The 23,739-nt window shown below is 64.7% G+C and carries 17 protein-coding genes; 9 read left to right on the plus strand and 8 right to left on the minus strand.

The features are described 5' to 3' along the window. Positions 1–3: 3 nt before the first annotated feature. From ABNP31_RS14980 to ABNP31_RS15015, 8 genes are all read right to left on the minus strand, one after another. On the minus strand, positions 4–1,491 hold the full coding sequence (locus ABNP31_RS14980; RefSeq protein ID WP_350012457.1) for an efflux transporter outer membrane subunit: 1,488 nt from the start codon (positions 1,489–1,491) through the stop codon (positions 4–6). Continuing rightward, on the minus strand, positions 1,488–4,595 hold the full coding sequence (locus tag ABNP31_RS14985) for an efflux RND transporter permease subunit (RefSeq protein ID WP_085617032.1): 3,108 nt from the start codon (positions 4,593–4,595) through the stop codon (positions 1,488–1,490). Before ABNP31_RS14985 ends, ABNP31_RS14980 begins: the two co-directional genes overlap by 4 nt. Beyond that, positions 4,592–7,690, minus strand: coding sequence for an MdtB/MuxB family multidrug efflux RND transporter permease subunit (locus ABNP31_RS14990; protein ID WP_025338841.1), 3,099 nt, complete (start codon positions 7,688–7,690; stop codon positions 4,592–4,594). The genes ABNP31_RS14985 and ABNP31_RS14990 overlap by 4 nt, the downstream gene beginning before the upstream one ends. Further along, the gene (locus ABNP31_RS14995; RefSeq protein ID WP_238066454.1) at positions 7,687–9,009 is read right to left on the minus strand and encodes an MdtA/MuxA family multidrug efflux RND transporter periplasmic adaptor subunit; all 1,323 of its coding nucleotides are present in this window, start codon (positions 9,007–9,009) and stop codon (positions 7,687–7,689) included. Before ABNP31_RS14995 ends, ABNP31_RS14990 begins: the two co-directional genes overlap by 4 nt. 342 nt (positions 9,010–9,351) lie before the next feature. Then, the gene (gene tpx / locus ABNP31_RS15000; RefSeq protein WP_025338839.1) at positions 9,352–9,852 is read right to left on the minus strand and encodes a thiol peroxidase; all 501 of its coding nucleotides are present in this window, start codon (positions 9,850–9,852) and stop codon (positions 9,352–9,354) included. A gap of 166 nt (positions 9,853–10,018) precedes the next feature. Further along, positions 10,019–11,299, minus strand: coding sequence for a serine/threonine transporter (locus tag ABNP31_RS15005; protein WP_025338838.1), 1,281 nt, complete (start codon positions 11,297–11,299; stop codon positions 10,019–10,021). 346 nt (positions 11,300–11,645) lie between these two features. After that, positions 11,646–12,842 (minus strand): aromatic amino acid transaminase, encoded by a 1,197-nt coding sequence (locus ABNP31_RS15010; protein ID WP_063915003.1) that lies wholly within the window; start codon positions 12,840–12,842, stop codon positions 11,646–11,648. A gap of 225 nt (positions 12,843–13,067) precedes the next feature. After that, positions 13,068–14,093 carry an Ldh family oxidoreductase gene (locus ABNP31_RS15015; RefSeq protein ID WP_286101747.1) on the minus strand — a complete coding sequence of 342 codons (1,026 nt, stop codon included), beginning with the start codon at positions 14,091–14,093 and terminating at the stop codon, positions 13,068–13,070. 143 nt (positions 14,094–14,236) lie between these two features. Here ABNP31_RS15015 and ABNP31_RS15020 point away from each other — a divergent pair, with 143 nt between their 5' ends. The 9 genes from ABNP31_RS15020 (at position 14,237) to ABNP31_RS15060 (ending at position 23,675) form a co-directional block, all read left to right on the plus strand. Then, positions 14,237–15,109, plus strand: coding sequence for a MurR/RpiR family transcriptional regulator (locus ABNP31_RS15020; protein ID WP_025338835.1), 873 nt, complete (start codon positions 14,237–14,239; stop codon positions 15,107–15,109). Positions 15,110–15,130: 21 nt separating this feature from the next. After that, positions 15,131–15,883, plus strand: a complete 753-nt coding sequence (locus ABNP31_RS15025) for a transporter substrate-binding domain-containing protein (protein ID WP_085591534.1) — start codon at positions 15,131–15,133, stop codon at positions 15,881–15,883. A 171-nt stretch (positions 15,884–16,054) separates the two neighbouring features. Further along, positions 16,055–16,774, plus strand: a complete 720-nt coding sequence (locus ABNP31_RS15030) for an ABC transporter permease (RefSeq protein ID WP_087501825.1) — start codon at positions 16,055–16,057, stop codon at positions 16,772–16,774. Further along, complete coding sequence (locus ABNP31_RS15035; protein ID WP_350012458.1) at positions 16,771–17,481, plus strand: ABC transporter permease; 711 nt, start codon at positions 16,771–16,773, stop codon at positions 17,479–17,481. Before ABNP31_RS15030 ends, ABNP31_RS15035 begins: the two co-directional genes overlap by 4 nt. Positions 17,482–17,497: 16 nt before the next feature. Next, the gene (locus ABNP31_RS15040) at positions 17,498–18,742 is read left to right on the plus strand and encodes an NAD(P)/FAD-dependent oxidoreductase (protein ID WP_025338832.1); all 1,245 of its coding nucleotides are present in this window, start codon (positions 17,498–17,500) and stop codon (positions 18,740–18,742) included. A 22-nt stretch (positions 18,743–18,764) separates the two neighbouring features. Next, on the plus strand, positions 18,765–19,547 hold the full coding sequence (locus ABNP31_RS15045; RefSeq protein WP_013972988.1) for an amino acid ABC transporter ATP-binding protein: 783 nt from the start codon (positions 18,765–18,767) through the stop codon (positions 19,545–19,547). A 490-nt stretch (positions 19,548–20,037) separates the two neighbouring features. After that, entirely contained in the window at positions 20,038–20,847 is an 810-nt protein-coding gene (locus ABNP31_RS15050) for a gamma-glutamyl-gamma-aminobutyrate hydrolase family protein (RefSeq protein ID WP_238066456.1), read from the plus strand. Positions 20,848–21,297: 450 nt separating this feature from the next. Continuing rightward, on the plus strand, positions 21,298–22,209 hold the full coding sequence (kdgD, locus tag ABNP31_RS15055; protein ID WP_085665673.1) for a 5-dehydro-4-deoxyglucarate dehydratase: 912 nt from the start codon (positions 21,298–21,300) through the stop codon (positions 22,207–22,209). A 104-nt stretch (positions 22,210–22,313) separates the two neighbouring features. Beyond that, the gene (locus ABNP31_RS15060; RefSeq protein ID WP_015270698.1) at positions 22,314–23,675 is read left to right on the plus strand and encodes an MFS transporter; all 1,362 of its coding nucleotides are present in this window, start codon (positions 22,314–22,316) and stop codon (positions 23,673–23,675) included. The last annotated feature ends 64 nt before the right edge of the window (positions 23,676–23,739 follow it).

Consider the following 23,739-nt stretch of genomic DNA (forward strand, 5'->3'; position numbering starts at 1 on the left):
ATTTCAGTCCTGCTCGGCAAACGCCTGTTCCGCATCCCAACCACCACCCAGCGCGGCAACCAGCTGCACGCTTGCCACCAGCCGCCCCTGCAGCAGGTTCAACACACTGCGCTCGTTGCTCAGCGCCGTGGTCTGCACGTTGACCACATCCAGGTAGCCGATCAGCCCGGCGCGGTACTGGTTCTCGGTCAGGCGCAGCGACTCGCGAGCGGCATCCAGTGCCTCCTGGCGCACCACCGCCTCATCGCCATACACCTTCAACTGCACCAGCAGGTTTTCCACTTCCTTGAAGCCGTCGAGCACGGTCTGGCGGTATTGCGCCACGGTCTGGTCATATACCGCCACCGTGCGGTCCACCTCGGCACTGCGCTTGCCGGCGTCGAACAAGGTCAGCGCCAGCTGCGGGCCTACGGACCAGTAGCGGTTGGGCAGTTCGATCCAGTTGCTGAAGCTGCTGCTGGAGTAACCACCACTCATGCTCAGGCTCAGGTCCGGGAAATACGCCGCCCGCGACACGCCGATGTTGGCGTTGGCAGCCATCACGTTGCGCTCGGCTGCAGCGATGTCCGGACGTCGCTCCAGCAACTGCGAAGGCAAGGCCACCGGAATTTGCGGCAGCGCCGGAATGGCCTTGCTGTCGGCCAGGGCGAAGTCCGCCGGGGCCTTGCCCAGCAACACGGCAATGGCGTTCTCGAACTGCGCGCGCTGCCAGATCAGGTCGATCAGGTCGGCCTGGGTGCTCTTTAGCTGGGTACGCGCCTGGGCCACCGCATCCGGGCCGGCGACGCCGGCGCGGTACTGGTTTTCGTTCATCCGCAGGGAACGCTCATAAGCTGCCACGGTGGCTTCCAACAGGCGCTTCTGCTCGTCGATCACCCGCAACTGCAGGTAGTTCTGCACCAGTTCCGACTGCTGGCTGAGGCGGATCGAGGCCAGGTCGGCCAGGCTGGCTTCGGCACTGGCTTCGTTGGCATTGAGGGTTTCGCGCAGTTTGCCCCACAGGTCGATTTCCCAGCTGACGCCGAGCTGGGCGTTGTAGGTGTTGCGAATGCCGCTGCTGTTGTTGGACAAGCTCGAGCTGGAGCTACCGGTGCCCTGGGCCGAACGGTTCTTGCCGACGCTCAGGTCCAGGCTAGGGAACAATGCCGCCCGGCTGCTGCGCACCAGCGCCTGGGCCTGGCGGTACTGGGCCTCCGATTGCGCCACGGTCTGGTTGCTGCGGTTGAGCTCTTCGACCAGCGCATTGAGCCCGGCATCGCCGTAGATTTCCCACCAGGCGCCGCGGGCGATGGCATCGGACGGCGTGGCCTGGGTCCAGCCTTCGGCATGCTTGAACTGCGCCGTGCTGCTCAGCTCCGGGCGGTGGTAGTCCGGGCTCAGGGTGCAGGCGCTGAGCAAGGCGACGCATAACCCGGCGCCGAGCAGGCGCGAACCTCGCCCACGGGTCAGCGTCTGCAGGGCGCGGTGAAGTGTGGTCTGGGCAAAAGTCATAGCGGGGTTTCCAGGGCGGCGTCGGTGCGCACGCCACGCCAACGGTTGAAACGGTGACGCAGGCGGTCCAGGTACAGGTAGACCACCGGTGTCGTGTAAAGGGTGAGGATCTGGCTGAACACCAGGCCGCCAATGATGGTCAGGCCCAGTGGCTGGCGCATTTCCGCGCCTTCGGCGCGGCTCAGCAGCAGCGGCAAGGCGCCGAGGATGGCCGCCAGGGTCGTCATCAGGATCGGCCGCAGGCGCAGCAGGCAGGCCCGACGGATCGACTCTTCCGGTGTCAGGCCCTGGTGGCGCTCCAGCTGCAAGGCCAGGTCGATCATCAGGATGGCGTTCTTCTTCACCACGCCGATCAGCAGGAACAGCCCCAGCAGCGAGATCAGGCTGAACTCGCCGCCGGTGACGTACAGCGCCAGCAAGGCACCGACGCCGGCCGAGGGCAGTGTCGAGAGGATGGTCAGCGGGTGAATGTAGCTTTCGTAGAGGATGCCCAGCACCAGGTAGACCAGCACCAGCGCGCCAAGGATCATCAGCGGCTGGCCTTCCTGGGTCTTGGCGAAGGCATCGGCGGTACCACCAAGCTTGGCGATCACTTCCTCGGGCAAGCCCAGCTTGGCCACCGCACGCTCCAGCGCCGCCATGGCCTGGTCGGGGCTGTAGCCTTCGGCGACGTCGAAGGCGATGCTTTCGGCGGCGAACTGGCCTTCGTGGCTGACCCGGTCGTTGGCCAGGCTGTTCTCGTAGTGGGCGATGGTCGACAGCGGTACGCGGGCACCGTCGGCGGTAATCACCTGTACCTGCTCGAGGGTGCTCGGGTCCCAGGCGTACTTCGGGTTGATCTCCAGCACTACCTGGTACTGGTTGAGGCTGTCGTAGATGGTGGAGATCTGCCGCTGGCTGTAGGCGTTGTTCAGCACCGTGGTGACCATGTCCATGTCGATGCCCAGGCGCTTGGCCTGGTCGCGGTCGACCACCAGGGTCACCTGCTGGGTGCCGGCACCGTCGCGGGCGTCGATGGCAGTCAGTTGCGGCAGTGCACGCAGCGCCGCCACCACTTTCGGGAACCATTCGCGCAGGGCCGTCAGGTCACCGCTCTGCAGGGAGTACAGGTACTGCGAAGAGGTCTGGTCGCGCCCCCCGCCGCCCAGTTGCAGGTCCTGGTCGGCCATCAGGAACAGGCGCCCGCCGGGTACCTTGGGCATTTCCTTGCGCAGGCGCTCGATCACCTTCTGCGCGTCGATCTTGCGCTCGTTGATCGGTTTCAGGCGCACCAGCACCATGGCGTTGTTGGTGCCGCTGTTGCCGCCGATGAAGCCGGCAACGCTCTGCACTGCCGGGTCGGCCAGCAAGGCGCGGCGGTAGATTTCCATTTTCGGCTGCATCACGCTGAACGACAGGCCGTCGTCGCCACGGATGAAGCCCATCAGCTGGCCGGTGTCCTGCTGCGGCATCAGCGTCTTGGGCACCACCACGTACAGGGCGATGTTGATACCGATGGTGGCCAGCAGGCTGATCAGCGTCAGGCGCTTGTGGCGCAAGGCCCAGCCCAGGCTGCGGTCATAGGCATCGACCATGCGCTGGTGCAACTGGTCGCTCCAGCGCTGCAGGCGGTTCTGCTCGGCCTGGTGCGGCTTGAGCCAGCGGGCGCACAGCATCGGCGTGAGGGTCAGCGACACCACCAGCGACACGATGATCGCCGCCGCCAGGGTGATGGAGAACTCCTGGAACAGGTTGCGCACGATGCCGCCCATGAACAGGATGGAGACGAACACCGCCACCAGCGACACGTTCATCGACAGCAAGGTGAAACCCACTTCCTTGGCACCCAGGAAGGCCGCCTTCATCGGCGGTTGGCCGTCCTCGATGTGCCGGGAGATGTTCTCCAGCACCACGATGGCGTCGTCTACCACCAGGCCGGTGGCAAGAATAAGCGCCATCAGCGACAGGTTGTTGAGCGAGAACCCGCACAGGTACATGACTGCGAAGGTGCCCACCAGTGACACCGGCACCGCCAGGCTGGGGATCAGCGAGGCCCGCAGGCTGCCGAGGAACAGGTAGACCACCAGGATCACCAGCACCACGGCGATCAGCAGGGTGTGCTCGGCTTCCTTGAGGGTTGCCTTGATCACTGGCGAGCGGTCCATGGCCACGTTCAGTTGCACGCTGGCCGGCAGCAGCGATTGCAGGGCCGGCAGCTGCGCCTTGATCTGGTCGACCGTTTCGATGATGTTGGCGCCGGTCTGGCGGTTGACCACCAGCAGCACCGCGCTCTGGTCATTGAAGAAGCCGCTGTTGTAGCGGTTCTCGACGCCGTCGGTGATGGTCGCCACGTCGGACAGGCGCAGGATGGTGCCGTTCTGCTGGCGGATCACCACGGGCTCGTAGTCCTTGGCGCTTTCCAGCTGGTCATTGGCACGCACCTGCCAGTTGCGCTCGGCGTCCTCGACAAAGCCCATCGGCCGGCGCTGGTTGGCGTTGGACACCGCAGTGCGCACTTCATCCAGCGACAGGCCGTACTGGTTGAGCAATTGCGGCTCCACGGCAATGCGCACCGCCGGCAACGAACTGCCGCCGATCTGCACCTCCCCTACCCCGGGCACCTGGGCCAGGCTCTGCGACAGGATGGTGTCGGCCAGGTCGTACAGCTGGCCCTTCTGCAGCACGTCCGAAGTCAGCGACAGCACCATGATCGGTGCCTGCGACGGGTTGATCTTCTTGTAGGTGGGCATGCTGCGCATACCGCTGGGCAGCAGGTTGCGGGTGGCGTTGATCGCCGCCTGCACCTCGCGCGCCGCACCGTCGATGTCGCGGCCCATCTCGAAGCCGATGATCACCCGTGTGGAGCCCTGGTTGGAGCTGCTGGTCAGGGTGGTCACCCCGGCAATGCTGCCCAGCTTGCGCTCCAGCGGCGTGGCCACGGTGGAGGCCATCACTTCCGGGCTGGCGCCGGACAGGTTGGCCGACACCACGATCACCGGGAAGTCCATCTGTGGCAGCGGCGCCACCGGCAGCAGGCCGAAGCTGACCCCGCCCAGCAGCATGATCGCCAGGCTCAACAGCATGGTCGCCACCGGGCGACGGATGAAAGGACCGGACAGGTTCATGCCTCGGCCTGCTTCACGTCAGTGGCCGGGCGCCAGCGGCGGGCCAGGCGGTCGAAGTACAGGTAGATGACCGGGGTGGTGAACAACGTCAGCACCTGGCTGACCAGCAGCCCGCCGACCATCACCAGGCCCAGCGGCTGGCGCAACTCGGCGCCGGAACCGGTGGCGAGCATCAGCGGCACGGCGCCGAACAGCGCGGCCAGGGTGGTCATCAGGATCGGCCGGAAGCGCAGCAGCGCCGCCTGGTAGATGGCATCGCGCGGGCTCATGCCCTGCTGGCGCTCGGCCTCGAGGGCGAAATCGATCATCATGATCGCGTTCTTCTTGACGATACCGATCAGCAGGATGATGCCGATGATGGCGATCATGCCCAGGTCGTTGCCGCTGATGAGCAAGGCCAGCAAGGCGCCGACCGCTGCCGACGGCAGGGTCGAAAGAATGGTCACCGGGTGGATGTAGCTTTCGTACAGCACGCCCAGCACGATGTACATGGTCACCACCGCCGCCAGGATCAACAGCAAGGTGCTCGACAGCGATGCCTGGAAGGCCTCCGCCGCGCCCTGGAAGCGGGTTTGCACGCCCAGCGGCATGCCGATGTCCTTCTGCACCTGCTCGATCACCTGCACCGCCTCGCCCAGCGAAGCGCCGTGGGCCAGGTTGAACGACAGGGTCACCGCCGGGAACTGGCCGATGTGGGAAATGGCCAGCTGGGCCTGGCGCTGCTCGATGCGCGCCAGCGCCGACAGGCGCACCTGGCCGCCATCGGTGGCCTTGACGTGGATCGACTCCAGCGCCTGCGGGCCGATCACCGCCGCATCCTGCGACTGCAACACCACGCGGTACTGGCTGGCCTGGGTGTAGATGGTCGAGATCTGGCGCTGGCCGAAGGCGTCGTACAGGGCGTTGGTGATCTGCGACACGCTGATGCCCAGGCGGCTGGCCATGTCGCGGTCGATCACCAGGTACACCTGCAAGCCCTTGTCCTGCAGGTCGCTGGCCACGTCGGCCAGTTCCGGGCGCTGCTGCAGCGCCTGCACCAGCTTGCCGCTCCACTGTGCCAGCAGGTCGGCGTCCGGCGACGACAGGCTGAACTGGTACTGGGTACGGCTGACCCGGTCTTCGATGCTCAGGTCCTGCACCGGCTGCATGAACAGGCGGATACCCACCAGCCGGTCGACTTGCGGCTGCAGGCGGTTGATCACTTCGCTGGCCGTGACATCACGCTCGCCATGGGGCTTGAGGTTGATCAGCAGGCGGCCGCTGTTGAGCGTGGCGTTGTCGCCATCGACACCGATGTAGGACGACAGGCTCTGCACCGCCGGGTCCTGCAGGATCACCTTGCTCAGGGCTTGCTGGCGTTCGCTCATGGCGGCGAACGAGGTGGACTGCGGCGCTTCGGAAATGCCCTGGATCACCCCGGTGTCCTGCACCGGGAAGAAGCCCTTGGGCACCACCATGTACAGGAATACGGTGAGCGCCAGGCTGGCCACGGCCACCAGCAGCGTCAGCGGCTGGCGCTTGAGTACCCACTGCAGGGCGCTGCCGTAGTGCCTGATCAGCCAGTCGATCCAGGCGCCACTGGCGCGGTAGAACCGGCCCTGTTCCTCTTCCTTGGGCTCACGCTTGAGCAGGCGCGCGCACATCATCGGCGTGAGGGTCAGCGATACCACCAGGGAAATCAGGATGGCCACCGCCAGGGTAATGGCGAACTCGCGGAACAGGCGGCCGACCACATCGGCCATGAACAGCAGCGGGATCAGTACCGCAATCAGCGAGAAGGTCAGCGAGATCAGGGTGAAGCCGATTTGCCGGGCGCCCTTGAGCGCAGCCTGCATGGGCGTCTCGCCCTCCTCGATGTGCCGGGAGATGTTCTCCAGCATGACGATGGCGTCGTCGACCACGAAACCGGTGGCGATGGTCAGGGCCATCAGCGTCAGGTTGTTGACCGAGAAGCCGGCCAGGTACATCACGCCGAAGGTGCCGATCAGCGACAACGGCACGGCGATCGACGGAATGAGGGTGGCACTGAAACGGCGCAGGAAGACGAACGTGACCATTACAACCAGGGCGATGGCGATCAGCAGTTCGTGCTGCACGTCCTTGACCGCGGCGCGGATGGTCTGGGTGCGGTCGGTGAGCACCGAAACATCGAGGCCGGCCGGCAGGTTGTCGGTGATCGACGGCAGCAGGGCCTTGATGCGGTCGACCACTTCGATGACGTTGGCGCCCGGCTGGCGCTGGATGTTCAACAGCACCGCATGGTTTTCATTGGCCCAGGCAGCCAGGCGCTCGTTCTCCGCGCCGTCGACGATTTCCGCGACGTCCTTCAGGCGCAGCGGTGCACCGTTGTTGTAGGCCAGGATCAGGTTGGCGTATTCCTCAGGGGAGCGCAGCTGGTCGTTGGCATCGAGCATCGACACCCGGGTCGGGCCGTCGAAGTTGCCCTTGGGCTGGTTGACGTTGGAGGCGCCGATCAGGGTGCGTACATCCTCCAGGTTCAGACCGTTGGCGGCCAGGGCATCGACGTTGACCTTGATCCGCACTGCCTGGCGCTGGCCGCCGGCGATGCTGACCATGCCCACACCGCTGATCTGCGCGAGCTTCTGGGCCACGCGGGTATCGACCAGGTCGTTGAGCTTGGGCAGCGGCATGGTCTTGCTGGAGATGGCCAGGGTCAGCACCGGGGTGTCGGCCGGGTTGACCTTGTTATACACCGGCGGCGCCGGCAGGTCGCTGGGCAGCAGGTTGCTGGCAGCGTTGATCGCGGCCTGCACCTGTTGCTCGGCAACGTCCATGTTCATGTCGAGGTTGAAGCGCAGGGTCAGCACCGAGGCGCCGCCGGAGCTGGTCGAAGCCATCTGCTCCAGGCCCGGCATCTGGCCGAACTGGCGTTCCAGCGGCGCGGTAACGGCGCTGGTCATGACCTGCGGGCTGGCACCGGGGTACAGGGTCATGACCCGGATGGTCGGGTAATCCACCTGCGGCAAGGCGGAAACCGGCAGCAGCTTGTAGGCGATCAGGCCGGCCAGGACGATGGCCAGCATGCTCAGCGTAGTGGCAACCGGCCGCAGGATGAACAGACGCGAGAGGTTCATGCGCCCGCCTTGCCTGCTGCGCTACCAGGCTGTGCTTTACCGGGCTGCACATCACCAGTGCTTGCCGAACCCTTGGCCTCTTGGCCTTGCAGGTGCTGGCCCGGGGTGGTCGGCACTTGCGAGCTGTCTTCGACCACTTCCACCTTGGTGCCTTCGCGCAGGCGGTCGGTGCCTTCCAGCACCAGGCGGTCGCCGGCCTTCAGGCCTTCGAGGATGACGCTGTTCTCGCCGTCGCTGGCGCCCACCTTGAGCTTGCGGATGTTGACCGTGTTCTGGTCATTGACCACGTAGGCGAAGGAGCCGTCATTGCCGAACTGGATGGCCGCCGCCGGGGCCATGGTCACCTGCTTGAGGGTGTCGGCCAGCAGGCGCACGTTGACGAACTGGTTGGGGAACAGAGCCAGGTCCTTGTTCTCGAAGCGGCCCTTGAACTTGAGGGTGCCGGTGGTGGTGTCGATCTGGTTGTCGATGCTGCCCAGCACGCCGGTGGACTGCAGCTTGCTCTCACTGCGGTCCCAGGCTTCGACCGGCAGGCTGGCGCCGCTGCGGTAGCGTTCCAGCACGGTGCTCAACTCGGTTTCCGGCAGGGTGAAGGCAACGCTGATCGGCTCGGTCTGGGTGATCACCACCAGCGCGGTGGTGTCGTTGGCGGCCACCAGGTTGCCCAGGTCGAGCTGGCGCAGGCCCACGCGGCCATTGATCGGCGCGCGGATCTGGGTGAAATCGAGGTTCAGGCGGGCGTCGTTGACCTGCGCCTGGTTGGTCTTCACCAGCCCCTGGAACTGCGCCACCTGCGCTTCGGCGGTGTCGAGGGTTTGCTTGGCGATGCTGTCTTCGGCGTACAGGCCTTTATAGCGGGCCAGGTCGACCTGGGCGTTTTTCAGCTGCGCCTGGTTCTGCGCCAGGGTGCCTTCGGCCTGTTGCAGGGCGATGCGGTACGAGCGCGGGTCGATCTCGGCGAGCAGGTCGCCGGCCTTGACCTGCTGGCCTTCCTTGAAGTGGATCTTGACCAGCTCGCCAGCCACGCGGCTGCGCACGTTGACGGTGTTGGTCGCGGTGACGGTGCCCAGGGCCTTGTAGTACAGCGGGAAGTCGCCCACCCGCACCGGCTCGACGCGCACCGGCACCGGGTCGCTGGAGCCGCCGAAGCCCGGGCGACCGCCCATCATGCCCATGCCCTTGCCACCGCGCCCGCCACCGGCTTCTTTAGGCGCAGGCGCCGCTGCGGGCCACAGCCACCAGGCCAGTGCAGCCACCAGCAGCAGGATCAGCAGGCCTACGAGCCAGCGACGAGGGGAACGGGAATTGGACGCTTGCATGGGTTGAACGAACCTTGTTCGGAATGACGACTTGGGGAGGATGAACGATAAGCACTGGCATCGTTTTAGCAAAGCGCCTTTACCAGAGGTTTACCTTTGCCTGACGTTGCCAAGGGGTTGAACTTTAAATGAAAACGGCCCGGAACGCGTTCCGGGCCGTTTACAGGGTGTTGCTTGGAGCGGTGGCGGGCTGAAAGGTTTCGGTTGCCTGTGCCGGCCTCTTCGCGGGTAAACCCGCTCCCACAGGGATATCACAGCTTTTGAAACCTGTGCCGTACCTGTGGGAGCGGGTTTACCCGCGAAGAGGCCGGTACAGGACTGAGCCGACCTACCCCACAACCCTTACTTCAGTACAGCCAGCGCTGCATCGTAGTTCGGCTCATCAGCGATTTCGCCAACCAGCTCGCTGTGCAGCACCTTGTCGTTTTCGTCCAGCACCACCACGGCACGGGCAGCCAGGCCGGCCAGCGGGCCATCGGCGATGGCCACGCCGTAGTTTTCCAGGAACTCGCGGCCACGCAGGGTCGACAGGTTCTTCACGTTGTCCAGGCCTTCGGCGCCGCAGAAGCGTGCCTGGGCGAACGGCAGGTCGGCAGAGATGCACAGCACCACGGTGTTGGCCACATCGTTGGCCTGGGCGTTGAACTTGCGCACGGAGGTAGCGCAGGTCGGGGTGTCGACGCTCGGGAAGATGTTCAGCACCTTGCGCTTGCCGGCGTAGTCTTTCAGCGACTTGTCAGCCAGGCCTTCACCTACCAGGGAGAAAGCCGGAGCCTGGGCGCCGGTTTTCGGCAGTTCGCCGTTGACCTGAACCGGGTTGCCTTTGAGAGTCACTTGAGCCATGACGAAATCCTTATGCGGGGTTTGAAAAGGACACTGAGTTAAGCATGAAGGCGGCCGGGTGCCTATGGGGGCAGGTGAAATTGTTCTGTTGCCGGACAATTCTTGTGGACAAAAAAATGCCCGGGTGGCAACAAGCGACCCGGGCATTACTGTTGCAGATGGCGTATCAGCCCAGCAGGCCGTATACCACCGAGGTCAGCGCAACCAGGCCGACTACCACCACGAACACGTTGGAGGCAGCACCGCTGTACTTGCGCATGGATGGCACGCGGCGAATGGCGTACATCGGCATCAGGAACAGCAGCACCGCGAGGATCGGGCCACCGAGCGACTCGATCATGCCGAGGATGCTTGGGTTGAGGGTGGCGACGATCCAGCACACCACCAGCATCAGCGCGGCGACCACGCGGTCCAGGGCCTTGGCGCTCGGGCGAGCACCGGCCTTGGTGATGATGCCCTTCAGGCCTTCGCTGGCGCCGATGTAGTGGCCGAGGAACGACTTGGCGATGGCCACGAAAGCAATCAGCGGTGCAGCGAACGCGATGGTCGGGTTGCTGAAGTGGTTGGCCAGGTACGACAGGATCGACAGGTTCTGCGCCTTGGCCTCGGCCAGCTGGGCGCTGCTCAGGGTGAGCACGCAGCTGAACACGAAGAACAGCACCATCACCACCATCAGCAGGTGGGCACGGCGCAGGATCTGGCCGCTACGCTCATCGGCATGCTCGCCGTAGCGGCGCTTCTGGTCGACGGCAAAGGCGGAGATGATCGGCGAGTGGTTGAACGAGAACACCATCACCGGAATCGCCAGCCACAGGGTGTGCAGGAAGGCCGAGGCCGGTGGCACCTGGGTGGCGCTGTCGAGAATGCCACCGGTCCAGTGCGGCACCAGGTACAGGCCCAGCAACGCCAGGGCGACGATGAACGGGTAGACCAGCAGGCTCATGACCTTGACCGTGGCCTGCTCGCCGCAGCGCACGATGGCCAGCAGGCCGAGGATCAGCACGAACGACAGGATGGCCCGTGGCGGCGGCTGCATGTGCAGCTGGTGCTCCATGAAGCTGGACACGGTGTTGGTCAGCGCCACGCTATAGATAAGCAGGATCGGGAAGATCGCGAAGAAGTACAGCACGGTGATCGAGGCGCCGGCGGTAATGCCGAAGTGCTCCTTGACCACTTCGGTGATATCGCCGTCATTGCGCCCGGAAAGGACGAAACGGGTCAGCCCGCGGTGAGCGAAATAGGTCATCGGGAAGGCCAGTATGGCCAGGATCAGCAACGGCCAGAAGCCGCCAAGGCCGGCGTTGATCGGCAGGAACAGGGTTCCGGCGCCGATCGCTGTGCCGAACAGGCCCAGCATCCAGGTGGTGTCGTGACGCGACCAGCTGCCGAGGGTGGCGGGGGTCGATTCTGCAAAGCGTTGTTCAACGCTTGGGGCCTGCTCATTCATTCCGGGTGAAGCTCCACTCGCAAGACTGCAACAGGCTGAGAATGGCGAAATAGACGTTTCGCCCAACTCAACCGAAAAAGGGAGCGCGATTGTGCACGGAAAGGTTGCACTTGCGAAGCCCTTTTCCGAGGAGCGGTTGCACTTGTCTTTACAAGCGGGTTGTGCCGGTGGACTGCAGGAGGGATTTGACAGGTGTAGGAGCGGCCTTGTGTCGCGAAAGGGCCGCAAAGCGGCCCCGGCAATATTCGCGTCGAAGCTGCAAACGTTGGGGGCGCTGCGCACCCCTTTCGCGACACAAGGCCGCTCCTACAAAGGCCGCGCCCCACAGAAGCGGCCTTGTGCGGTGTTACTTCTGGACGGCGGCGAAGGCTTCGGCAACCCGTTGCAGGTTGGCCGGGCGCAGGCCGGACATGCATACGCGGCCGCTGTCGATCAGGTACACGCCGAACTCGTCACGCAGGCGGCGCACCTGCTCGACGCTGAAGCCGGTGTAGCTGAACATGCCGCGCTGGCGCAGGAAGAACTGGAAGTCCTGGCCTGGCAGCAGCACGGCCAAGGCATCGACCAGCGCCTGGCGCATGTCGAGGATACGTTTGCGCATCACTTCGACTTCCTCGGCCCACTGGGCATTGAGGGCGGCATCGCTGAGCACGCCAGCAACCAGCTGGGCGCCGAAGTTGGGCGGGCTGGAGTAGTTGCGGCGCACGGTAGCCTTGAGCTGGCCGAGCACGCTCTGGGCAGTGGCGTCATCGTCGCAGACCACCGACAGGCCGCCGACACGCTCGCCGTACAGCGAGAAGATCTTCGAGAACGAGTTGCTGACCAAGCACGGCACGCCGGCGCGGGCCATTTCACGGATGGCGTAGGCGTCTTCCACCAGGCCTTCGGCGAAGCCCTGGTAGGCGATGTCGAGGAACGGGATCAGCTGGCGTGCCTTGACCACTTCAACCACCTGTTGCCACTGGTGCTGTTCCAGGTCGGCGCCGGTGGGGTTGTGGCAGCACGGGTGCAGCAGCACCACGCTGTTGGCCGGCAGGGTCTGCAGGGTGGCCAGCATGCCGTCGAAATCCACGCCACGGGTGGCCTGGTCGAAGTACGGGTAGGTGTGCACCTTGAAGCCGGCGCCTTCGAAGATGGCGCGGTGGTTGTCCCAGGTCGGGTTGCTGACCCAGACTTCGGACTGCGGGAAGTAGCGCTTGAGGAAGTCGGCACCGACCTTGAGGGCGCCGGAACCGCCCACGGTCTGCACGGTGGCCACGCGCCCGCCGGTCACGGCTGGGTGATCGGCACCGAACAGCAGTGCCTGGATCGCCTGGCGGTAGCTGGCCAGGCCTTCCATCGGCAGGTACAGCGAGGCTTCGTGGTCCTGGCCGGCGATGCGTTTTTCCACCGCATCCACAGCCGCCAGTTGCGGCACCACGCCGGCCTCATCGTAGTACAGGCCGATACTCAGGTTGACCTTGTCGGCGCGCGGGTCGGCCTTGAAGGTTTCCATCAACGAGAGGATCGGGTCGCCGGCATAGGCATCGACATGTTTGAACACAGCGTGCAGCTCCTTGGATCAGGACAGTTCGAAAAGGCAGCCCTGAGCATACCCGGAGTGCGGGCTCAGGAACATCAACTATTGTGCAAGGTTGTCTATGCAACATTGCATGGCTGAGGATTGGTGCTGGATTCTTCGCGGGCATGCCCGCTCCCACAGGTACTGCACAGGTCTCAAGGGCGGTGATACCACTGTGGGAGCGGGCGCGCCCGCGAAGAGGCCGGGTCAGCCAAGCAGCTCTTTCAGGCCTTGCAACTCCTGCTCGGTCACCGCCACCCCCTCCTCCTCGGCCACCTCGCGCTCGCGGTAACGCCGCTCGCCCGGCATGCGCGTCAGCCCTACTGCCTGCATCTGCTCGACCAGTTCGCGGCTGCGCTGGGCAAACCGCTCGCCCTCGGCCTTGTTCGGGTCGATGACAATGATCAGCTGCCCGGTCCACGGCGTCTTCGCCCCCGGGTGCCCCGACCAGTCGAACTCCCAGGAAAAATGCCCGCCGGTCAGCGCCGCCGCCAGCAACTCGACCATCATCGACAAGGCCGAGCCCTTGTGCCCGCCAAATGGCAGCAAGGCGCCGCCTTCCAGAATCGCCTTGGGGTCGGTGGTCGGCTCACCATTGGCATCCACCCCCATGCCCTGCGGCAATTGCTGGCCAGCGCGCGCGGCAATCTGCACGTCGCCATGGGCCATGGCGCTGGTGGCCATGTCGAAGACGATCGGGTCATGTTCGGCGCAAGGTGCGGCAAAGGCGATGGGGTTGGTGCCGAACAGCGGCTTGCGGGCGCCGTGCGGCACCACGCAGGTCATGCTGTTGACCACGCTCAGGGCTACCAGGCCTTCGTCGGCGAATGGCTCCACATCCGGCCACAGCGCGGCGAAGTGGTGCGAGTTGTGGATCGCCAGCACGGCGATACCAGCGTTTCGCGCCTTCGCCACCAGAAGTTCACGGGCCGCCGCCAGCGCCGGCTGGGCGAAGCCGCCTGCGGCATCGACGCGAACATAACCGGGCGCCACGTCGCTGACCTTCGGCGTGGCCTGGCCATCGACCCAGCCGCTGGCCAATGTCGAAACATAGCCAGGCATGCGGAACACCCCATGGCTATGGGCACCATCGCGCTGGGCGCTGGCGCAGTTGTAGGCCAGCACCCGGGCCACGCTTTCGCTGCAGCCATGGCGCTGGAAGATGCTCTGCAACAGGCCCTGCAGCTCGGTAAAAGGCACACGCACGACGGTGCTGGTGGAAGGTGCGGACATCTGAAGCTCCTTGTTGGAATTGGAATGGCTACAGCGTTGCAACGACAAAAACTTTCCTGCATGTGACAGCTATCTGTCAAATGTTGACTTGATGACAGAAAACAGCCATTTTCTTTCGCAAGCCTTACCCCTGGAGCCGCAGCATGAGCCAACCGATCAAGCAACGCCTGGAAAACAGCCTCGAAGGGGCCGCTGCTTCGGGCCGCAAGATCGCCAGCTACATGCTCGCCAACCTGCATGAACTGCCGTTCCAGACCTCGGCCAGCATTGCCGTCAAGCTGGGCGTCAGCGAATCCAGCGTTGGCCGTTTCTGCCGCTCATTGGGTTATGCCCATCTCAAGGCGTTGAAGCAAGACCTGCAGAACGACCTGGGCGATGGCCCGTGGCTGGTGGGCGACCGCCTGCAAGATTACCGCCAGAACCAGGACGCCAGCGACAACGCCGGCAGCCTGGAGCTGGAAATCGCCGCCCTGGTGCGCGTGCACGAGTATCGCCAGAGCAGCGCCTGGCACAGCGTCGCCCAGCGCCTGGCAAGCAAGCAGCGGGTGTTCATCGCCGGCTTCCAGACCGAGCGCGGCATCGCCATGTGCATGAGCCACCTGCTGCAGTACCTGCGCGATGGCGTGCAGCTGGTGGATATGAGTGCCGGGCACTTTGGCGAAGTATTGCTGGGCCGCGCCGAAGACAGCGCCCTGGTGGTGTTCGAAGCCCGCCGTTATTCCCGCCATGCCCTGCTGTTGTGCCAGAAGGCACGCGAGGCTGGCATTGCGGTCACCCTGGTGACCGACCCCTTCTGTGACTGGGCTGATGCCAACGCCGACGAGGTGTTCCGCATTCCCACCGAGTTCAACCTGTTCTGGGAGTCCACCTCGACCATGCTGTCGTGGGTGCACCTGATGGTCAACGAGGTCTGCAAGAAGCTCGGGCCGGATGTTGAAAAACGCTTGGAAGCAACTGCCGCTCTACATAACGAATTCGTCGGCTACACCTCGTGGTCGACGGGAAAACAACAATAGCAAGAGTGCAAGAGGTGCGAGATGAACAAGACCATGGCCTTGGTGGGTGCGTGCGCCCTGCTGCTGTCGGGTGCCGCCAGTGCCGAAACCCTGCGCTTCGCCACCGAGGGCGCCTACCCGCCCTTCAACTATGTCGACGCCAATAACCAGTTGCACGGCTTCGACGTCGACATCACCCACGCCCTGTGCGAGCAGATGAAAGTCGAGTGCACGCTGGTGGCCCAGGACTGGGAAGGCATCATCCCGGCGCTGATGGCACGCAAATACGACGCGGTGGTCGCGTCGATGATCAACACCGAAGAACGGCGCAAGAAGATCGCCTTCACCGACCACTACTACCGCACCCCGCTGACCGTCGCCGTGGCCAAGGACAGCAAGATCAGCGACGCCCAGACCACCTTCGACGGCTACACCGTTGGCGCCCAGTCGTCGTCCACCCAGGCCATCTACGCCGAAGACGTCTACGCCAAGGCCGGTGCCGACGTGAAACTGTACCCGACCATGGACGAAGCCAACGCCGACCTGGCCGCGGGCCGCCTGGATGGCGTGATTGCCGACAAATTCCCACTGAACGAGTGGATGACCAAGAACGGCGGGGACTGCTGCAAGATCCTCGGCGACGTGGCCAACACCAAGGCCGATGCCGCCATTGCCGTGCGCAAGGACGACGAAGCCCTGCGCCAGCGCCTGAACACCGCGCTGCAGCAGATCGTCGCCAACGGCACCTACCAGAAGATCGCCAGCAAATACTTCGCTTTCGATATCTACAACTGATCTTCAGGAAACTGCGCAATTTCTGTAGGAGCGGCCTGGTGTCGCGACAGGGCCGCAAGGCGGCCCCGGCAATCCCTGCTGCGGCATAGATCCTGGGGCTGCTCCGCAGCCCTTTCGCGACACAAGGCCGCTCCTACAAAAAGTCCGCGTTGCCCATCCTAGGGGTTTGTCATGCTCGATCAATTGTCCTTGCTGTCCTTCGCCAGTGGAGGCTGGGGCCAGGCGCTGCTGGCCGGCGCGCTGGTCACCGTTTCCCTGGCCCTGGCCTGCCTGCCCATCGGCCTGCCGCTGGGCCTGGTGGTCGCCCTTGCAGCACGCTCGCGCAAGCGCTTGCCGCGCGCCTGGGCCACCACCTTCTCCACCGTGTTCCGTGGCCTGCCCGAACTGCTGACGCTGCTGATCATCTATTACGGCTGCCAGATCGCCGCACAGAAGATCCTCGCAGCCATGGGCTACCAGGGTGAGTTCCTGATCAATACCTTCCTCGCCGCGATGATCGCCTTCAGCCTGGTGTTCGCCGCGTTCTCCAGCGAGATCTGGCTGGCAGCCTTCAAGACCCTGCCCAAGGGCCAGCTGGAAGCCTGCTCGGCGCTGGGCCTGAGCAAGCGCACCAGCTTCTTCAAGGTGCTGCTGCCACAACTGACCCGCATCGCCCTGCCCGGCCTGTCCAACAACTGGCTGTCGCTGCTCAAGGACACCTCGCTGGTCTCGACCATCTCGCTGGTCGACCTGATGCGCCAGACCAACCTGGCTGTCAGCGTGACCAAGGAGCCGATGTTCTTCTATGGCGTGGCCTGCCTGGGCTACCTGCTGTTCGCCGCCATTTCCGGGCGCGTGTTCGCCTTCATCGAACGGCGCAGCAACCGCCACCTGCAAGGAGCACGCGCATGAGCTTCGAACAACTGCTGGCGCTGATCCTCGACCCCGACCTGCTGGACCGCTACGGCCCGCGCTTCCTCGATGGCCTGCTGGTAACGGCCAAGCTGGTGGCGATTTCCTTCAGCCTGGGTGCCGTGCTCGGCCTGTTGCTGGCCCTGGCGCGCATGTCGCGCAGCCTGCTGCTGCAGCGCATGGCCGCCGGCTACGTGTACTTCTTCCGCGGCTCGCCGCTGCTGGCCCAGCTGTTCCTGCTGTATTACGGCCTGGGCTCGCTCAAGGGCTTCTGGCAGGACGTCGGCCTGTGGTGGTTCTTCCGCGAGGCATGGTTCTGCACGCTGCTGGCGTTCACCCTGAACACCGCCGCCTACCAGGCCGAGATCTTCCGCGGCAGCCTGATGGCCGTCGCCCCCGGCCAGCATGAGGCGGCGCGGGCGCTGAACCTGAAGCGCTCGACCACCTTCTTCAAGGTGATCCTGCCGCAGTCGCTGCTGGTGGCCATCGGCCCGCTGGGCAACGAGCTGATCCTGATGATCAAGGCCAGCGCGATCGCCTCGCTGGTGACCATCTACGATCTGATGGGCGTGACCAAACTGGCCTTCTCGCGCAGTTTCGACTTCCAGATCTACCTGTGGGCCGCCGTCCTCTACCTGCTGATCGTCGAACTGGTGCGGCGCCTGCTGAAACACCTGGAAGCCCGCCTGGGCCGCCACCTGAACTGACCGAAGGATACGTTCCATGCATTGCCAGACCCTTGTCCTCGGCGCCGGCATCGTCGGCGTCAGCACCGCCCTGCACCTGCAGGCCCGCGGGCGCCAGGTGATCCTGATCGACCGCGACGAACCGGGCAGCGGCACCAGCCACGGCAATGCCGGGCTGATCGAGCGCTCCAGCGTGATCCCCTATGCCTTCCCGCGGCAACTGGGCGCGCTGCTGCGCTACGGCCTGAACCGCCAGCCCGATGTGCGCTACAGCCTGCTGCACCTGCCCAAGGCCGCTCCATGGCTGTGGCGCTACTGGCGCCAGTCGGCCCCCGGGCGCCTGGCCGGGGCCGCCGCCGACATGCTGCCGCTGGTGCAGCGCTGCGTCGAGGAGCACGACGCACTGATCGCTGCCGCCGGCCTGGAAGGGCTGGTGCAGGCCAAAGGCTGGATCGAAGTGTTCCGTGACCCGGCGCTGTTCGAGCAAGCCAAGGCCGACGCCAAGGGCCTGAGCCGTTATGGCCTGCAGTTCGAAATCCTCGAATGCGGGCAGTTGCAGGCCCGCGAGCACCAACTGGACGCCAGCGTGGTCGGCGGCATTCACTGGCTCGACCCCAAGACCGTGAACAACCCCGGCGCCCTCACCCGCGGCTACGCCACCCTGTTCACGCAGCGCGGCGGGCAGTTCCTGCATGGCGATGCGCGCAGCCTGCGCCAGGTCGACGGCCAATGGCGGGTAGACAGCCGCCGCGGCCCGATCACCGCCAACGAGGTGGTGGCCTGCCTCGGCCCGCAGTCGGCCGACCTGTTCAGCGGCCTGGGCTACCAGATCCCGCTGGCGATCAAGCGTGGCTACCACATGCACTACAGCACCCGTGACGGCGCGCAACTGGAGCATTCCATCTGCGACACCCAGGGCGGCTACGTGCTGGCGCCAATGGCCCGCGGCGTGCGCCTGACCACCGGCATCGAGTTCGACGCCAGCAGCGCGCCGGGCAACCAGATCCAGCTGGGCCGCTGCGAAGCCCTGGCGCGCAAGCTGTTCCCGGCCCTGGGCGAGCGCCTGGACGACACCCCCTGGCTGGGCCGCCGCCCCTGCCTGCCCGACATGCGCCCGGTGATCGGCCCGGCGCCGCGCCACCCGGGGCTGTGGTTCAACTTCGGCCACGCCCACCACGGCCTCACCTTGGGCCCGGTCAGCGGCCGGCTGGTGGCCGAACTGGTCACCGGCGAACGCCCCTTCACCGACCCCGCGCCCTACAGCGCGACTCGTTTCGACTGAACCCCTGCGGGAGAACAACAAGATGACCGCACCACTGAGCCTTGCCACCCTTGCCCCCGAACCCGACCCACGCCCGGTGCTGATCCGCATCGAAGGCCTGAACAAGCACTACGGCGCGTTCCACGTGCTGCGCGACATCGACCTGCAGGTGCGCGAAGGCGAACGCATCGTGCTGTGCGGGCCGTCCGGCTCGGGCAAGTCGACCCTGATCCGCTGCATCAACCGCCTGGAAGTGGCCCAGCAGGGCAGCATCAAGGTGGATGGCATCGACCTGGCGGCCACCACCCGCGAAGCGGCGCAAGTGCGCAGCGACATCGGCATGGTGTTCCAGCACTTCAACCTGTTCCCGCACATGAGCGTGCTCGACAACTGCCTGCTGGCCCCCACCAGCGTGCGCGGGTTGTCGCGCAAGGACGCCGAGGAGCGGGCACGCATGTACCTGAGCAAGGTCGGTATCGAAAGCCAGGCGCACAAGTACCCCAGCCAGCTGTCCGGCGGCCAGCAGCAGCGCGTGGCGATTGCCCGGGCGCTGTGCATGAAGCCGCGGATCATGCTGTTCGACGAGCCCACCTCGGCGCTGGACCCGGAGATGGTCGCCGAGGTGCTGGATGTGCTGGTGCAGCTGGCTGGCACTGGCATGACCATGCTTTGCGTCACCCATGAAATGGGCTTTGCCCGCCAGGTGGCCGAGCGGGTGCTGTTCCTCGAGGGCGGGCAGATCATCGAAGACAGCCCGCCACAGGTGTTCTTCAACCAGCCGCGTACCGAGCGGGCCAAGGGGTTCCTGGCGCAGATACTGCACTGATTGAAAATGATGAAAGCTGGTGCGATATCTGTGTAGGAGCGGCCTTGTGTCGCGAAAGGGCTGCGCAGCAGCCCCAGGGTTTCAGCGCAGGTGCACAAATTGCCGGGGCTGCTTTGCAGCCCTTTCGCGATACAAGGCCGCTCCTACAGGTCCCGCGTCAGCCGAAGGAGTGAGCGACTCTGCCGGCCCTTCATTGCACCGCTGCAAAGACCCAACTGCATCGTTAAATATTATTGACCTTAACCCCCGCCAAACCCACGCCGCCACAGGCCCGCATCGGTTTCAGCCCCCAAAAACCGGCGCATTCCCGGCCATCAAGCCCTGCTCCGTCGTTTGACATATCGAACGGCTCTGGCAAGCTATCTACAAGCCCCGACCGGAATCGTCGCCTCCGACGAGCCGGCAGTGCTCGGGGCTACAGGTTGCACCCATGGCCCCGCGCCGTGCACCTGCACAACAACGACAGGCCGAACCTGTCCCAAGGTGACATATGTCCAACAGCAACATTGGCAACAAGCAACCCTCCCTGCGCAAACCCGTCGTCCTGATGACCATGGGCAGCCAAGAGCGCAAAGGCCATGACTACCAGGTCATGACCCACAAATACATCACCCCGCTGGTCGATTTTTCCGATTGCGTCCCGGTGCTGGTGCCCACCTGCTGCGGCATCGAAGACCTCGAGACCTATCTGGACATGGCCGACGGCGTGTACCTGACCGGCGCCGGCAGCAACATCGACCCGGCCCTGTACGGCCAGGAAAACGAGACCCCCGGCAAAGGCCAGGACCAGAACCGCGACCTGTTCGACATCCCGCTGGTCAAGGCCGCGATCAAGCGTGGCCTGCCTATCTTCGGCATCTGCCGTGGCATGCAGGAAATCAACGTGGCCCTGGGTGGCGACATCTACCAGAAGGTGTACGCCGAGCCTGGCTTCAACGACCACCGGGAAAACCCGGAAGACCCGGTCGAGGTGCAATACGCCCAGGTGCACGGCGTGAAGATCAAGCCGGACAGCTGGCTGCGCGACACCCTGGGTACCGACGAAATTCGCGTCAACTCGCTGCATGGCCAAGGCCTGCACAAGCTCGGCGCCGGCATCGAGGCCATCGCCCACGCCGAAGACGGCCTGGTCGAGGCGATCCATGCCCCGAGCATCTCGCCGTTCCTGTTCGCCGTGCAGTGGCACCCGGAGTGGCAAGCGGCGAAGAACCCGGATTCGATCAAGATCTTCCAGGCTTTCGGCGACGCTTGCCGGGCCCAGGTACGCAAGGCGCAGATCAAGCGCCAGCAAGCTGCCTGACCCCAGTTTCCTCTGCTTTGATCGCGGGGCGGCGCAAGGCCGCCCCCGTTTTCCCCGGTCACCCTCTGCTGGTCCCAGAACACTTCCCGTGGAAACGGGCGGCGGGCTTGTGCCTGTCTCCGCGATCGTTTTTTTCCTACCCCATCAAGAGATACGATGACTGATCGCGATGGATCTGCCATCTGCGTCTCGTGCATCTGTTGTTGTCGCCTGTTCTGGCCTCTTCGCGGGTAAACCCGCTCCCACAGGGATCTCCGAAAATTTCAAGCGCGACGCGGTCTCTGTGGGAGCGGGTTTACCCGCGAAGAGGCCGGCACAGGCAATAACATTCCTTCAGCCCCTCCACAAAAAAATCTCCCAAAGGGACTAGTCATCGTACAAGTTGTACGATAACTTACCTCCAACGCAAAACAACACCCTTCACCCAAGCGCCACAGGATGCCAACAACAATGACTCCACAAGAACTCAAATCCATCCTCTCCCACGGCCTGCTGTCTTTCCCGGTCACCGACTTCAACGCCCAGGGCGACTTCAACCCGGCTGGCTACGTCAAGCGCCTGGAATGGCTGGCCCCGTATGGCGCCAGCGCCCTGTTCGCCGCCGGCGGCACCGGTGAGTTCTTCTCCCTGGCTGCCAGCGAATACAGCCAGGTGATCAAGACCGCCGTCGACACCTGCGCCAAATCGGTACCCATCCTCGCCGGCGTCGGTGGCTCCACCCGCCAGGCCATCGAATACGCGCAAGAAGCCGAGCGCCTGGGTGCCAAGGGCCTGCTGCTGCTGCCGCACTACCTGACCGAAGCCAGCCAGGAAGGTGTCGCCGCCCACGTCGAAGCAGTGTGCAAATCGGTAAACATCGGCGTAGTCGTCTACAACCGCAACGTCTGCCGCCTGAACGCCGACCTGCTGGAAAAACTGGCCGAGCGCTGCCCGAACCTGATCGGCTACAAGGACGGCCTGGGTGACATCGAGCTGATGGTGTCGATCCGTCGCCGCCTGGGCGACCGCTTCAGCTACCTGGGTGGCCTGCCGACCGCCGAGGTGTATGCTGCTGCCTACAAGGCCCTGGGCGTGCCGGTGTACTCCTCCGCCGTGTTCAACTTCGTGCCGAAGACCGCCATGGACTTCTACAACGCCATCGCCCGTGACGACCACGCCACCGTGGCCAAGCTGATCGACGACTTCTTCCTGCCGTACCTGGACATCCGCAACCGCAAGGCCGGCTACGCCGTGAGCATCGTCAAGGCCGGCGCCAGGATCGCCGGTTACGACGCCGGCCCGGTGCGTACTCCGCTTACCGACCTCACCGCCGACGAGTACGAAGAACTCGCCGCGCTGATGGACAAGATGGGCCCGCAGTAAGCGCCGCCCGCGGCCTGCCAGATGCCGCGCCCGGAGTGGGCCAGCCCCACTCCGGTTACAATTCGTGAGCCCGCACAAAAATAACTAGTGGGAGTACTACCAGCATGCAAGCGACGAAGAAGACGCATGTGCGCTACCTGATCCTGTTCATGCTGTTCCTGGTGACCACGATCAACTACGCTGACCGCGCCACCATTGCAATCGCGGGCTCCAGCCTGCAGAAAGACCTCGGCATCGATGCCGTGACCCTCGGCTACATCTTCTCCGCCTTCGGATGGGCATACGTGGCTGGCCAGATTCCTGGTGGCTGGCTGCTCGACCGCTTCGGTTCCAAGAACGTCTACGCCTTCAGCATCTTCACCTGGTCGCTGTTCACCCTGCTGCAGGGCTTTGTCGGTGGCCTGCCGGTGGCCTGGGCGGTGGTGACGCTGTTCACCCTGCGCTTTCTGGTCGGTTTTGCCGAAGCCCCGTCGTTTCCGGGCAATGCGCGCATCGTCGCGGCCTGGTTCCCGACCCAGGAACGCGGCACCGCTTCGGCCATCTTCAACTCGGCGCAGTACTTCGCCACCGCACTGTTCGCACCGATCATGGGCTGGATCGTGTTCAGCTTCGGCTGGGAGCACGTGTTCGTGGTCATGGGCGCACTGGGCATCGTGTTCTCCATGGTGTGGCTGAAGACCATCTACAACCCGCGCCAACACCCACGCATCAGCCCGGGTGAACTCGAGCACATCGAGCAGAACGGCGGCCTGGTGGACATGGACCAGAAGCGCGGCAACGACGGCCCGAAATGGGGCTACATCAAGCAACTGCTGACCAGCCGCATGCTGCTGGGCGTGTACCTGGGCCAGTACTGCATCAACGCCATCACCTACTTCTTCCTCACCTGGTTCCCGGTGTACCTGGTGCAGGAGCGCGGCATGACCATCCTCAAGGCCGGCTTCATCGCCTCGCTGCCGGCGGTCTGCGGCTTCATCGGTGGTGTGCTGGGCGGGGTGATCTCCGACTGGCTGCTGCGCCGCGGCAACTCGCTGACCTTCTCGCGCAAGCTGCCGATCGTCTGCGGCCTGCTGCTGTCGACCACCATGGTGTTCTGCAACTACGTCGACGCCGAGTGGATGGTGGTCGGTTTCATGACCCTGGCGTTCTTCGGCAAAGGCATCGGCGCACTGGGCTGGGCGGTGGTCGCCGACACCTCGCCGAAACAGATCGCCGGGCTGTCGGGCGGGCTGTTCAACACCTTCGGCAACATCGCCTCGATCACCACGCCAATCGTGATCGGCTACATCATCAGCGCCACCGGCTCGTTCAAGTGGGCCCTGGTGTATGTCGGCGCCAACGCCCTGGTGGCGGTGTTCAGCTACCTGGTGATCGTCGGCCCGATCAAGCGCATCGAGCTGCGTGAAAGCCCAAAGCCTGACGCCGAGCCAGCGGCCGGCAGCGAACTGGCCGGCTCGCGCCACTGAGTGAACACGCCCGCGTCGGCCACCCCGCCGCGGGCGGATGTACAAAAGCCTGAGAACCTGACAA

It is taken from the genome of Pseudomonas asiatica, assembly GCF_040214835.1.
Taxonomy (GTDB): Bacteria; Pseudomonadota; Gammaproteobacteria; order Pseudomonadales; family Pseudomonadaceae; genus Aquipseudomonas; species Aquipseudomonas putida_Z.

Bases quoted from the DNA above. Each gene is read 5' to 3' on its own strand.
- ABNP31_RS14980 (WP_350012457.1), bottom strand. From the start codon at position 1,491: ATGACTTTTGCCCAGACCACACTTCACCGCGCCCTGCAGACGCTGACC.
- ABNP31_RS14985 (WP_085617032.1), bottom strand. From the start codon at position 4,595: ATGAACCTGTCCGGTCCTTTCATCCGTCGCCCGGTGGCGACCATGCTG.
- ABNP31_RS14990 (WP_025338841.1), bottom strand. From the start codon at position 7,690: ATGAACCTCTCGCGTCTGTTCATCCTGCGGCCGGTTGCCACTACGCTG.
- ABNP31_RS14995 (WP_238066454.1), bottom strand. From the start codon at position 9,009: ATGCAAGCGTCCAATTCCCGTTCCCCTCGTCGCTGGCTCGTAGGCCTG.
- tpx (WP_025338839.1), bottom strand. From the start codon at position 9,852: ATGGCTCAAGTGACTCTCAAAGGCAACCCGGTTCAGGTCAACGGCGAA.
- ABNP31_RS15005 (WP_025338838.1), bottom strand. From the start codon at position 11,299: ATGAATGAGCAGGCCCCAAGCGTTGAACAACGCTTTGCAGAATCGACC.
- ABNP31_RS15015 (WP_286101747.1), bottom strand. From the start codon at position 14,093: ATGTCCGCACCTTCCACCAGCACCGTCGTGCGTGTGCCTTTTACCGAG.
- ABNP31_RS15020 (WP_025338835.1), top strand. From the start codon at position 14,237: ATGAGCCAACCGATCAAGCAACGCCTGGAAAACAGCCTCGAAGGGGCC.
- ABNP31_RS15025 (WP_085591534.1), top strand. From the start codon at position 15,131: ATGAACAAGACCATGGCCTTGGTGGGTGCGTGCGCCCTGCTGCTGTCG.
- ABNP31_RS15030 (WP_087501825.1), top strand. From the start codon at position 16,055: ATGCTCGATCAATTGTCCTTGCTGTCCTTCGCCAGTGGAGGCTGGGGC.
- ABNP31_RS15035 (WP_350012458.1), top strand. From the start codon at position 16,771: ATGAGCTTCGAACAACTGCTGGCGCTGATCCTCGACCCCGACCTGCTG.
- ABNP31_RS15040 (WP_025338832.1), top strand. From the start codon at position 17,498: ATGCATTGCCAGACCCTTGTCCTCGGCGCCGGCATCGTCGGCGTCAGC.
- ABNP31_RS15045 (WP_013972988.1), top strand. From the start codon at position 18,765: ATGACCGCACCACTGAGCCTTGCCACCCTTGCCCCCGAACCCGACCCA.
- ABNP31_RS15050 (WP_238066456.1), top strand. From the start codon at position 20,038: ATGTCCAACAGCAACATTGGCAACAAGCAACCCTCCCTGCGCAAACCC.
- kdgD (WP_085665673.1), top strand. From the start codon at position 21,298: ATGACTCCACAAGAACTCAAATCCATCCTCTCCCACGGCCTGCTGTCT.
- ABNP31_RS15060 (WP_015270698.1), top strand. From the start codon at position 22,314: ATGCAAGCGACGAAGAAGACGCATGTGCGCTACCTGATCCTGTTCATG.